The sequence below is a fragment of the Halobacillus sp. A5 genome (assembly GCF_024189315.1).
GTDB lineage: Bacteria > Bacillota > Bacilli > Bacillales > Halobacillaceae > Halobacillus_A.
Map to the genome: position 1 here is coordinate 87720 of NZ_JAIZEO010000002.1, position 12274 is coordinate 99993.

A 12274-nucleotide genomic window follows, 5' to 3' on the forward strand; every position below is an offset into this window, starting at 1 on the left:
TAAAATAGTTCTCATATAATGAGAGGCAGGGGAACAGCTGTGGAAAATGCTTTAAAAGACTGGGATGCAGCGGTAGATTTTTTTACGGGAGCAGATTTGTGGTACGCGCTGGGAAGAGGCACTGTGAAAATTCTATTAATCATCATTATTTCCTACGTTATTATAAAGGTAGGAAACAGGGTGATCTCTCAGTTTTTCGCCAGGCGCAGACAGGGTCCTTTCTCTATTACGGAACGAAGAGAAGCGACGCTGAAAAAACTGATTATTAATGCGTTAACGTATATCGTTTATTTCACTGCTTTTATTATGATTTTAGAAACGTTTACTCTTGATATCGGAGCGCTGCTGGCCGGTGCCGGGATTGCCGGTTTAGCGATTGGTTTTGGGGCACAGAATCTCGTGCGTGATATCATCAGCGGCTTTTTTATTATTTTTGAAGATCAATTCTCTGTAGGCGATTATATTTTTGCTTCGGGAGTTGAGGGGATTGTTGAGGAAGTGGGAATTCGCACATGTAAAATTAAGGGGTTCACGGGCGAAGTGCATATCCTGCCGAATGGAAATGTCACCCAGGTGACTAACTACTCGATTCACAATAGTTTTGCTATAGTTGATGTCAGCATTGCCTATGAAGAAAATATTGAGAAGGCGGAGCGGGTGATTGCGGAGCTGCTGGAGGAGCTTCCGGACCGGTATCCTGAGATGATTACGGTTCCTGAATTGCTCGGAGTGCAGAATCTGGCCGCTTCTGAAGTGGTGATCCGCATCATGGCCGAAGTGGAACCGATGGAGCATTTTTCTATGTCGCGGGCGATCCGCAAAGAAGTGAAAAACCGGCTGGATATGGAAGGGATCGAGATTCCTTTTCCTCGTCTCGTCATGTATTCGCGTCATGAAGAAGAGACGGCTCACGAGCCATCCAAAACAGGAGGATAAGCAAATGGTCGAGAAAACCTATGATCTGCATGACATTGTTCAAATGAAAAAAGCCCACCCGTGCGGGGAGAACCGCTGGAAGATTATCCGCATGGGTGCCGATATCCGCATAAAGTGTGAAGGATGCGGGCACAGTGTAATGATTCCACGTAAGAAATTTGAATCCAAGCTTAAGAAGGTCATTGAAAAAAAAGAACAATAATTACTTTTCCATTATGAATGGATCTTTGATTTTTAATATTTAAATAGATAAAAAAAGAGAAACAGGCTCGCTCAGGGCTTGTTTTTTTCGTTTTTCTACAGGTTGTTATTTTTCTGCGTAGTATCTATAATTGGTATGACCAACATACATGTATGGAAATCCTTAAGGAGTGGAAGTTTGATATGGCACTAACAGCTGGAATCGTGGGTTTGCCTAACGTCGGTAAATCTACTTTATTTAATGCAATTACGCAGGCCGGAGCTTTATCGGCAAACTACCCGTTTGCCACGATCGATCCCAACGTAGGGATTGTGGAAGTTCCGGATGCTCGTTTACAGAAGCTTACAGAACTGGTCAACCCTAAGAAAACGGTCCCGACCGCTTTTGAATTTACTGATATCGCAGGAATTGTTAAAGGTGCAAGTAAAGGAGAAGGGCTGGGAAACCAATTCCTATCCCATATCCGTCAGGTGGATGCGATCTGCCATGTTGTCCGGGCGTTTGAAGATGAGAATATCACTCACGTCTCAGGTCAGGTGGACCCTATTTCTGATATTGAAACCATTAATCTTGAGTTAATATTAGCTGACCTTGAAACCGTCTCGAAGCGGATCGACCGCGTGGCTAAAATGGCCCGTCAAAAAGAAAAGGATGCCGTTGCGGAATATGCTGTACTTGAAAAGGTAAAAGAAGCACTGGAAAATGAAACGCCTGCCCGCGCAGTTGAATTTTCTGATGATCAGCAGAAGATTGTTAAAGGCCTGCACCTGCTTACGTCGAAGCCGATTCTTTACGCTGCTAACGTAAGTGAGGATGAAATTGGCGAAGAGGACAATGAACGGGTGAAGCAGATTCGTGAATTTGCTGCGAATGAAAATGCTGAGGTTATTGTCGTTTGTGCAAAGATTGAAGCTGAAATTGCCGAGCTTGAAGGTGAAGAGAAGAATGAATTCCTCGAAGATCTCGGTATTGCTGAATCAGGACTCGATCAGTTGATAAAGGCAACGTACAACCTTCTTGGACTGGCCACGTACTTTACGGCTGGGGAGCAGGAGGTTAGAGCCTGGACATTTAAAGAAGGCATGACAGCTCCTCAGTGTGCCGGCATTATCCATACTGATTTCGAACGCGGGTTTATCCGTGCCGAAACGGTATCTTACGAGGATTTGACAGACGCAGGTACCATGGCCAAAGCGAAGGATCGGGGCCGGGTTCGTCTGGAAGGTAAAGAGTATTTAGTGAAAGATGGCGACGTTATTCATTTCCGTTTTAACGTATAAGCGAGGATCTCTCCGTTAACTATTGTTTTTATAATAGACTTTTGATATAATACAACATTGTGAGTAATTAAAGTTGAATTACTCCTTGCTCCTTCCAAAAAGAGGGGGAGCCGTTAAGTCCATAAGGAGGTGAACACGGATGAGAAACTATGAAATTATGTACATCATCCGCCCAGATATCGAGGAGGAAGCTAAATCCAGCGTAGTTGAGCGTTTTAGCGGGATTCTTACTGATAATGGTGCGGAGCTCGAAGAAGTTAAAGAAGTAGGTAAGCGTCGTCTTGCTTATGAAATTAACGACTATCGTGATGGCATTTATGTAACAGTTAACTTCAAAGGCGATCGTGATGCTATCAACGAATTCGACCGTCAAGCTAAGTTCTCTGATGATGTAATCCGTCATATCGCTGTACGTGAAGATGATCAATAAGGAGTGGTTCTGATGTTAAATCGTGTCGTTTTGGTCGGCAGATTAACGAGGGATCCGGATTTACGCTATACGCCAAACGGAGTAGCTGTTGCCAACTTCACTATTGCTGTGAATCGCCCTTTCTCTAACAATCAAGGGGATCGGGATGCCGATTTTATCAACTGTGTCGTTTGGAGACGAGCAGCTGAAAACCTCGCTAACTTTATGAACAAAGGCAGTCTTGTCGGAGTAGATGGACGCTTGCAGTCCCGCAGCTTTGACAATCAGGAAGGAAAGCGTGTGTTTGTAACGGAAGTTGTTGCTGACAGCGTACAGTTCCTTGAATCAAAAGGCGGTTCTTCACAAGGTGGAGGCGGCCAGCAAGGATTCCAGCCAAATCAGAATCAACAGCCTGGTAACTATAACAACAACAATAATAACAATAATAATAATAATGAGGATCCTTTCGCAGACAAAGGTGAACCTATTGATATTTCAGATGATGATTTACCATTTTAATTAAATGTAAGGAGGGAAAGCCATATGGCACGTCGTGGACGCGGTAAACGTAAAAAGGTGTGTTTCTTCACAGCTAACGGAATTACACACATCGATTACAAAGATACTGACTTGCTGAGACGTTTCATTTCCGATCGTGGGAAGATTCTTCCTCGTCGCGTAACTGGAACTTCTGCTAAGTACCAACGTAAATTGACTAAAGCGATCAAACGCTCTCGTCAAATGGCTCTATTGCCGTACTCTGCTGAATAACAGCAGAACTAAAAATCCGTGAAGTCTATTGCAGACTTCACGGATTTTTTTTATTTAATATCCATTAATTCCCGGAGCTCATCTTTATTGGAGAGCAGGTCTTCAAGCGTATACTGCTCAAGTACATTTAAAAAGGCATACAGCGCGTCGTTTAAAATGTGCTTTAATTTGCAGGCCGGGGTAATGACACAATAGTTGGTCTCCCGGTCAAAGCATTCGAGCAGGTGGAAATCATCTTCCATCGCGCGGACGACATAGCCGATGTTGATATCTTTTGGATCTTTTGCCAGCTTTATTCCCCCGCTGCGCCCCCTGATGGTCTCTAGCATCCCCAGTTTATTCAGCTGATGAATGATTTTTCCTAAATGGTTCTCTGAAATATGAAAAACCTTAGAGATTTCTCCCTTGCTGGCAAGCTCGTCTTTTGGCTTGGATGCTGTATATAGTAAGACACGTAACGCGTAATCTGTATATTTTTTTAATCTCATTGGGTTGTCCCTCATTTTTTAATAGGTCATTTATATTTATTTTATCACAGCGAGATTACAGTGTCTTTGTAATTGTTTTGAGGTTGAGATTTCACCACTCTGTCACAAAAGATGTATTTTAAATATTGCTTTAATTATTCAGAAATTTATATAATAAAGATGTAAAGTTAATACATCTTTTAAAGGGGTTTTTTCAATGGCTGTTGAACTTAGTGAAAAGACAATTCGAACTGTGAAATCAACGGTGCCCGTGTTAGCCGAGTATGGAGAAGCAATTACGACACACTTTTACAAGCGGATGTTTGAGAATCATCCGGAGCTGAAAAATATGTTTAATATGACGAATCAAAAGGCGGGCAGGCAGCCTAGAGCGCTGGCTAACGCTGTGTATGCAGCGGCTCAGCACATTGATCATTTAGAAGCCATTCTTCCTGCAGTTGATCAAATTGCAGAGAAACATCGGAGCTTAAACGTGAAGCCCGAGCACTACCCAATTGTAGGGGAATACTTATTATTAGCGATTAAAGAAGTTCTTGGAGACGCAGCAACAGATGATATTATGGAAGCCTGGGGTGAGGCTTATGGGGCCATTGCCGACGTCTTTATTAAAGTCGAGCAGGAGAAATATCGTCAAACAAAAGAGCAGCAAGGTGGATGGACGGGGTACCGCGATTTTAAAGTGAGCAGAAAAGTAAAAGAAAGCGATGTCATTACGTCGTTTTATTTAGAGCCGTCAGACGGCGGGGGGATTCCTTCTTTCCATCCCGGTCAATACATTACCGTTCAAGTAACTATTCCAGGGGAAGCGTATACTCAATTAAGACAGTACAGCTTATCTGACGCCCCGGGAAAAGGATATTACCGGATCAGCGTAAAAAGGGAAGAAGGAAATAGAGAACAGCCGGATGGGATGGTTTCCACGTTTCTGCATCATCAGCTTAAGGAAGGAGACATCCTGCCGATTACAGCCCCAGCGGGCGAATTCTACCTTCACGAGGAGAGTAGGAAACCTGCTGTACTGATCAGCGGCGGAGTCGGGTTAACACCAATGATGAGTATGCTGAACCAGCTGGTTGACTGCGGAGAAGACCGTGATGTTTATTTCGTCCATGCTTCTCAAAACGGTGAAGTGCACGCCTTCAAAAACGATGTGGCTCAATTCGAAAAAACGGCTGCTGCTGTCCAATCGAAGGTCGTTTACAGCGATCCGCGTCCATCTGATGAGGAATTTGATAAAAAGGGGCACATTGATTTAGAATGGCTGAAGTCTGTGGTGCCGTGTGATGCGGAGTTTTATTTCTGTGGTCCTGAAGGTTTTATGAAAGCTGTATACTCAGCGTTAAACGAGTGGGGCGTACCTGAGGAGCACGTGCATTATGAGTTCTTTGGTCCAGAATTAAGCTTACAATAAAAAACAAGCAGCGCTTATTCAGCCGCTGCTTGTTTTTTTTGTTAATTATTCTTCCACATGTGCCCATTTAAATTCAAGCTCAGGCCCAGTTGAGGTTGTAAATACGCCTTTGATTGACGGGCGGAACAGCTGTGCTTTAGAATCCTGATACATTGGAGCGACAGCAGCATCTTCTTCAAGAAGCAGTCTTTCAGCTTCCAGGAAGGTTTCAAAGCGCTGGTCCGGATCCTGTGCATATTCGCCGTTGGCCTGGTCAATTAAGGAGTCATACTCCTCGCTGGAATAGTTCATGTTATTGTTTTGACCGTCTGTGAGGTACATGTTCAAATACGTATTCGGATCGACATAGTCCGGTCCCCACGTAGCGGCTTCAATTTCAAATTCAGAGTTCTGGTCACGCTCAACACGCTCGTTAAATGGAACTTCTACGACGTTGATCGTCAGACCGTCGAGTACGGTTTCAAGCTGTTCTTTGTAATACGCGAGTACGTTACTTACAGTTCCGGTATCATCTCCGAGCAGTTCGATTTCTACTTCCTCAGTTCCAAGTTCTTCAAGCGCGGCATCCCAATGCTCTTTCGCTTTCTCTTCATCGAATCCAACGAGTGGACCCTGCGCATCACGGAAATCTTCGTCGCTGTCCGGCATGTTTACAAAGTTAGAAGGAACATAGCCTTCTGCCGCTACAGATCCATCGTTTAGGATCGTATCTACGAGAGCCTGGCGGTCGATGGCATAAGAAATGGCTTTACGCGCATCTACGTTAGCTAACGCTTCGTTGGCCTCCTGGTTAAACTTAAAGAAATACAGGTAAGGCTTCTCAGCTACGTTGAAATCTTCAGTTGTGCGGTATTCATCAACAAATTCAGCATTAAGTTCGGTCTGGTCAAGGTCACCGGACTCGTATAAGTTAACACCAGTTGATATTTCTTTAACAACTTGAGCATTTACAGCGTCTAACTGTACTGTATCTGCATCCCAGTAAGTATCATTTTTCTCAACGGTCCATCCTTCTTCGTGCTCCCATGAAGTCATTTCAAATGGCCCGTTAGAAAGTGTGTATTCGGCTTCCGTACCGAAGTCTTCGCCTTGTTCTTCAACGAAGTCCTGATTTAACGGCATGAAAGTAACGAACACCGTCATGGATTCAAAGTATGGTACAGGTTGTTCTAATTGTACTTCTAATGTATGTTCATCTACTGCTGTAGCGCCAAGCTCGTCCAATTCTGCATCGCCATCAGCAATTTCCTGAGCGTTTTCAATAACTCCGCCTAAAAAGTAAGGGCCGTATTCAGATCCCGTATCCGGATCAACAGCACGCTGCCAGGCATAGACAAAATCATCCGCTGTTACAGGATCGCCGTTAGACCATTCGGCGTCATCGCGTAAATCAAATGTCCAGGTCAGTCCATCGTCACTTACAGAACTGTCTGTAGCAATCCCCTCGGATAGATTTCCTTCTTCATCCAAACGATAAAGGCCTTCAAGTGTTTCGCCAGCCCACTGAAATCCAACCGTATCTGTAATTAAGGAAGGATCCATGCTGGAAATCTCACTCTTAGCGGTAACCGTGATTTCCTGTTCGGCACTGCTTCCGCCTTCTGAACCTTCGCCTTCTCCTTCGCCTGAATCACCCGAACCGGTGTCATCGCCGCCGCTGCACGCTGCGAGAAAAAGAGCCAGTACCAGGGCAAACATCAGCCAAAGGCTTTTGTGTTTTCTCAAATAAATCTCCCCCAATTTAAAATTTTCAAAAAAATAGCACTTTTTAAGTATATAGATAATTCCAAATTCTTTCATTAATTCCTTTAGAGAAAAAAAAGAAAAAAACGTTTTAATCAGATTGTTCCGATTACATTGACATTGCCTGTCCATTTGATAGGATAAAGGAATATTAAAAATTTTCTACCGTAGATAATAGTTTGTACGCGTAGGATGTACAGGAGGGATTATTCACCATGAATCGTGAGTGGGAGATACTGCAAATACCCGGCCCGACGCCTATACCGCCGAGTGTAGAGAGGGCTATGGTTCAGCCGATGATCGGCCATAGAGGACAGAAGTGTAAACAGTTAGTTGAAGATATCGCACCGAGGCTGAAGCCTGTTTTTGGCACAACAGGTGATGTTCTTGTACTTTCAAGCAGTGGTACATCTGCTTTAGAAGCGGCCGTCGTCAATACGACTTCTCCAGGAGATGAAGTTGTTGTCGTGGTAGCCGGAGCTTTTGGTGACCGCTTTGCGAAGATCTGTCATACTTATGAGCTTACAGTTCACCGTATCGATGTGGAATGGGGCAGAGCTGTAGATGTTGCTGCCATTGAAGAACAGATTCAGGCTCATCCAGAAGTGAAGGCAGTTTTCCTTACGCATTGTGAAACTTCTACAGGGGTCATGCACCCGATTGAAGAAGCAGCTGAGCGTGTACATGCCTTAAGTGAAGCTTTAGTAATTGTAGATGGAGTGTCTTCCATTGGGGGAGCTTCAGTAGATATGGATGGATCTGGGATCGATCTCTTAGTATCTGGATCGCAAAAAGCAATGATGCTTCCTGCTGGTCTGGCCTTCGTTGCTGTCAGTGATCAAGCGTGGAAGGTGATCCATGATAACCCGCGTCCTCGCTTTTACTTAGATCTACGCAGCTACAAGAAGAGCGTGGATAACGGTCAGACGCCTTTTACACCGGCCTTATCTTTACTGTTTGGTCTGCAGGAAGCCTTACGTTTAATGGAGGATGAAGGACTTGAGAATGTGCATGAACGTCATCGCGTGATGAAGGAAATGACGCGTGCAGCCTTCCGTGCGCTGAATGTTCCGCTTCTCGTTTCAGAAGAGGATGCTTCCTCCACCGTTACGTCCGTGCGTCCCCAAACGTTCGAAGCTGAGCAATTTAGAAAAATTGCCAACCAGGAGTTCGGATTAATGACGGCAGGCGGCCAGCAGCATATGAAAGGTGAAATTTTCCGTGTCGGCCACATGGGCTATTCACGCCCGGCCAATGTGCTTCAGTATATTAGTATTATTGAAATTGTATTAAAACGTCTCGGTCATGATTTTGAACAGGGTGCTGGAACAGCTGCAGCACAAGAAGCCTACTTACAAGCGACAAGGGAGTTGGATTAAATGTACCGCGTACTTATTAGTGATCCGCTGAGTGAAGAAGGAATAAAGCCTTTACTTGAAGCAGCAGATGTTGAAGCCATAATGGAATCATCTTTATCTTATGAAGAATTATTAAAAGAAATCAGCACGAGCGATGCTTTAATTGTCCGTAGTCAAACGCAGGTGACCCGTGAATTAATTGAACATGCACCGCAGCTTAAAGTGATCGGCCGTGCCGGTGTGGGTGTCGACAACATCGACTTAGACGCAGCGACGGATCATGGTGTCGTGGTCGTCAACGCTCCTGACGGAAATACGATTTCAACAGCCGAGCATACAATGGCGATGCTGATGTCGCTGGCCCGTAACATTCCCCAGGCCTACCACCAGCTGAAGCAGAACCGCTGGGAGCGTAAGAAGTTTGTCGGTGTTGAATTGAAGAATAAGACGCTCGGAATTGTCGGATTTGGACGTATCGGCAACGAGGTCGCCCAGCGAGCCAAAGGCCACCGTATGAACGTGATTGCTTTCGATCCTTTTTTGACAGAAGAAAAAGCGGATAAAGCCGGTGTTCAGTACGGAACGTTGGAAGAGGTCCTCCAGCAGGCTGATTTTCTAACTGTGCATACGCCGTTAATTGAAAAAACAAAGCATTTGATTAATAAAGAAACGATTCAGCTGATGAAGCCGGGCGCCCGCATTCTAAACTGTGCCCGAGGTGGTATTGTTGAGGAAGACGCGTTGTATGAAGCGATTGAAAAAGGAAAAATTGCCGGCGCCGCTCTTGATGTATTTGAAGAAGAGCCTGCAATTGACCACCCGCTCCTTTCTCTGGAAGAAGTCATTGCAACGCCTCACCTGGGAGCAAGCACGATTGAAGCTCAGGAAAACGTCGCGACCGATGTGAGTATTGATGTGATGGACGTGCTTCGCGGAGGCGCCGTGAAGCATCCGGTAAACATGCCTTCTGTCTCTTCTGAAGTGATGGAACAGCTCTCCCCTTACTTTACACTTGTCGAGAAGTTGGGAAGCTTTATTTCAAACGTAACCGATGGAGCGTTAGAGCGCGTCAACGTCTACTATTCCGGCGATCTGCTTGATGTCGATACGACGCCGCTGACACGAATCTCGGTCAAAGGAATCTTAAAACGTTACATCGGCGAGCGTGTCAACGACGTTAACGCTTATAAGACAGCGTCTGATAAAGGAATCGTTATTAACGAACAAAAATCGACGTCGACCAAAGGATTTACGAATCTTGTCACCATCGAAGTCGAAACCGATAAAGAAAAGCGCAGTATTGCAGGTACGCTGTTGAACGGTCTCGGTGCCCGCATCGTCAAGCTTGATGAATACTCTATCGACGTGGTACCAGATGGCCACTTAATCCTTATTCACCACACCGACCAGCCGGGCGCGATCGGCCGTGTCGGAAGCCTGCTTGCAGAGCATCATGTCAACATAGCAACAATGCAGGTGGGACGTACGAACCAAGGTGGAGAAGCGGTGATGGTGCTCACCGTCGATAAAGCCGTAGAAGACGACTGTCAGTATCTGCTCGGAGGAGTTTCTGATATCCAGCAGGTGCAATGCTTAACCTTATAGAATAAGTAACAGGCAGGCCCGCTGTGGGTCTGCCTGTTTTATTGGATAAAAGAAAACCCGCGGATGCCATTCCGCGGGTTTTCGCCCATAAATCAAGAAAGGCGCTTATAAACTCCCGCGCCGTCAGTCAATTTTTTCAACACGGGCTTCGCGCTGCGTAAACACGTGCACTTCGTCATATCCAACTGAGCGCGCGAATTCAATCGCGTCTTCATAGGCATAGCCGATGTGATCGGGCTTGTGGGCGTCGGAGCAGAGAACGATGCCGATGCCTTTTTCCTTACAGATGCGGAGAAATTCAGGATCGGGATACATTTCACCAACAGGCTTGCGCAATCCGGCGGTGCTGATCTCGATGCATGTGCCGGTTTTCGCAAGGGCGTCAGCGGCACGCTCGTACTGTTCCAGTAAAAATTCCCGGTCATCCGGACGGTAGCCGAATACTTTAATCACATCGATGTGCCCGACGAAATCAAACAGCCCCGATTCAGCGAGGGTGACTACTCTATCAAAATACTGTCGGTAGACTTCTTTGAGGTCTCGTTTTTCATATTCTTCTCGGAAAATAGCGAGGTCAATGCCCCATTCGTCAATCCAGTGCACCGATCCGATGACGTAATCGAACGGATGCGCGTCGATGAAGGCTTTCATTTCTTTTTCTCTGCCTGGCATGTAGTCCATCTCAATTCCCATTTTAATAGGAAGACCGGCTTCATTGGCTTCATCAAACATGTGCTGGTAAGTTTTGAAATCAAGGGTGCGGCGGTTTTCGACCCACTCATTGGATAAGATGTCTCTTGTTTCCTGGAAAAAGTACGCGTGCTCTGAAATTCCGAGCTCTTCGATACCTTCCTGCTTCGCTTTTTCGATATAGGTTCGTAAGTAGTCGACGGATAGGTCGCCTGTTTCTGCCATGTGAACGTGATAATCTGTGCGCATGATTGCCTCCTAGGTTCTATGTGTTTCACCTATCATATCAAACTAGCAGATTAGAAACAAAAGGTCATTCTTTCAAGTGGCGGGAGAGGAAGAAAAGAGGTTTTCTATGTTAGAATAGGGAGGTTAGCATAGAATATTGAGGTGTATGCACTTATGAATGATACGAGAAAAATTACCGAAGGGGCTTTAATGACTGGTACTTATCTGCTATTATTGCTGATAATTCTATTTACGCCACCATTTTTAGGACCTTTATTCCTAGTTATTCTTCCAGTCCCGTATGTTTTTTACAGTTACCGTCATGGTTGGAAGTCAGGTCTGCTCATGCTTGCAGTCGCCGTGATTATACCATTATTATTTGCCCCCGTTCTTTCCCTATTTACCTTAATATCTGGTATAGGTGGTTTATTTATCGGAGGAGCAATGTTTAATAAAAGGAACTCGTATGAGACGCTCGCCATGGGTTCAATTGGTTTTATCTTTAGTCTAGTGTCTGTATTTGTAATTTCCCAGGTTTTATTAGGAATTAACTGGAGTGAGGAAATCCGCCTTACTTTTGATGATGCTTTTGACACGGCTCAGAGCATGATGAATGCCTTTGGAGGAGGCGCAGGACCTGAGGAAGAGCTGACAGCGCTGCAGGAGCAGATGGCCTCCCTGCCCGATTATCTGCCGAGTGTTCTGGCGATGGTGGGGATTGTATATGCCTTTATCGCCCAATGGCTCAGCTATAAGGTGATTAACCGCGTGGAAGGTAAAAAGTTTCATTTTCCTCATTTCCGTCACTTTAATCTTCCTATATCCGTATTATGGTACTACTTTTTTGCTCTTATCTTTACGTTCGTGTTCGCTGAAAGCAATAACATTTGGTATTTAGCGGCCATCAATGTATTTACACTTGCAGGCGCGTTTTTGGTGCTGCAGGGCTTTGCATTTATTTTTTATTACACGCATGTGAAGGATAAGTCTAAGGCGCTTCCGATATTGGCAATTGTTGGCTCGATACTTTTCCCGACAATTCTGCTGTATCTTGTGCGAATCTTAGGTATAATTGATTTAGGATTTTCGCTTCGAGATCGTTTGCAGACGAAGAAGTAGAGAACGCTCGTATTTGATGGCAGGAGTTGAATGA

The 12274-nt window shown here is 45.0% G+C and carries 13 protein-coding genes; 10 read left to right on the forward strand and 3 right to left on the reverse strand.

Annotation, left to right across the window (positions count from 1 at the left end):
* Positions 1-18 precede the first annotated feature (18 nt).
* From LF822_RS08470 to rpsR, 6 genes are all read left to right on the forward strand, one after another.
* Entirely contained in the window at positions 19-936 is a 918-nt protein-coding gene (locus tag LF822_RS08470; protein WP_256521789.1) for a mechanosensitive ion channel family protein, read from the forward strand.
* A gap of 4 nt (positions 937-940) precedes the next feature.
* On the forward strand, positions 941-1138 hold the full coding sequence (locus LF822_RS08475; protein WP_253923604.1) for a DUF951 domain-containing protein: 198 nt from the start codon (positions 941-943) through the stop codon (positions 1136-1138).
* Between the two features lie 182 nt (positions 1139-1320).
* A complete protein-coding gene (gene ychF / locus LF822_RS08480; protein ID WP_253923605.1) occupies positions 1321-2418 on the forward strand; it encodes a redox-regulated ATPase YchF in 1098 nt (365 codons plus the stop codon).
* Between the two features lie 139 nt (positions 2419-2557).
* Complete coding sequence (gene rpsF, locus LF822_RS08485) at positions 2558-2848, forward strand: 30S ribosomal protein S6 (RefSeq protein ID WP_253923606.1); 291 nt, start codon at positions 2558-2560, stop codon at positions 2846-2848.
* Between the two features lie 12 nt (positions 2849-2860).
* Positions 2861-3346, forward strand: a complete 486-nt coding sequence (gene ssb / locus LF822_RS08490) for a single-stranded DNA-binding protein (RefSeq protein WP_253923607.1) — start codon at positions 2861-2863, stop codon at positions 3344-3346.
* A gap of 24 nt (positions 3347-3370) precedes the next feature.
* Positions 3371-3598, forward strand: a complete 228-nt coding sequence (gene rpsR / locus LF822_RS08495) for a 30S ribosomal protein S18 (RefSeq protein ID WP_101841900.1) — start codon at positions 3371-3373, stop codon at positions 3596-3598.
* Positions 3599-3648: 50 nt separating this feature from the next.
* Here rpsR and LF822_RS08500 read toward each other — a convergent pair whose 3' ends face one another.
* Positions 3649-4086, reverse strand: coding sequence for an Rrf2 family transcriptional regulator (locus LF822_RS08500; protein ID WP_253923608.1), 438 nt, complete (start codon positions 4084-4086; stop codon positions 3649-3651).
* 196 nt (positions 4087-4282) lie between these two features.
* On the opposite strand from LF822_RS08500, the gene hmpA reads away from it, so the two are divergent.
* The gene (gene hmpA / locus LF822_RS08505; protein WP_253923609.1) at positions 4283-5497 is read left to right on the forward strand and encodes an NO-inducible flavohemoprotein; all 1215 of its coding nucleotides are present in this window, start codon (positions 4283-4285) and stop codon (positions 5495-5497) included.
* Positions 5498-5542: 45 nt separating this feature from the next.
* Here hmpA and LF822_RS08510 read toward each other — a convergent pair whose 3' ends face one another.
* The gene (locus LF822_RS08510) at positions 5543-7195 is read right to left on the reverse strand and encodes a peptide ABC transporter substrate-binding protein (RefSeq protein ID WP_253924243.1); all 1653 of its coding nucleotides are present in this window, start codon (positions 7193-7195) and stop codon (positions 5543-5545) included.
* A 260-nt stretch (positions 7196-7455) separates the two neighbouring features.
* Between LF822_RS08510 and LF822_RS08515 the strand changes: the two genes are divergently transcribed.
* Both LF822_RS08515 and serA read left to right on the forward strand, forming a co-directional pair.
* Positions 7456-8619: a pyridoxal-phosphate-dependent aminotransferase family protein gene (locus tag LF822_RS08515; RefSeq protein ID WP_253923610.1), complete on the forward strand. Its 1164-nt coding sequence runs from the start codon at positions 7456-7458 to the stop codon at positions 8617-8619.
* Entirely contained in the window at positions 8620-10203 is a 1584-nt protein-coding gene (gene serA, locus LF822_RS08520; protein ID WP_253923611.1) for a phosphoglycerate dehydrogenase, read from the forward strand. It abuts the gene before it with no gap.
* A 123-nt stretch (positions 10204-10326) separates the two neighbouring features.
* Here serA and LF822_RS08525 read toward each other — a convergent pair whose 3' ends face one another.
* Positions 10327-11142 carry a histidinol-phosphatase gene (locus tag LF822_RS08525; protein ID WP_253923612.1) on the reverse strand — a complete coding sequence of 272 codons (816 nt, stop codon included), beginning with the start codon at positions 11140-11142 and terminating at the stop codon, positions 10327-10329.
* A 153-nt stretch (positions 11143-11295) separates the two neighbouring features.
* On the opposite strand from LF822_RS08525, the gene LF822_RS08530 reads away from it, so the two are divergent.
* On the forward strand, positions 11296-12240 hold the full coding sequence (locus LF822_RS08530; protein WP_253923613.1) for a YybS family protein: 945 nt from the start codon (positions 11296-11298) through the stop codon (positions 12238-12240).
* Positions 12241-12274 lie beyond the last annotated feature (34 nt).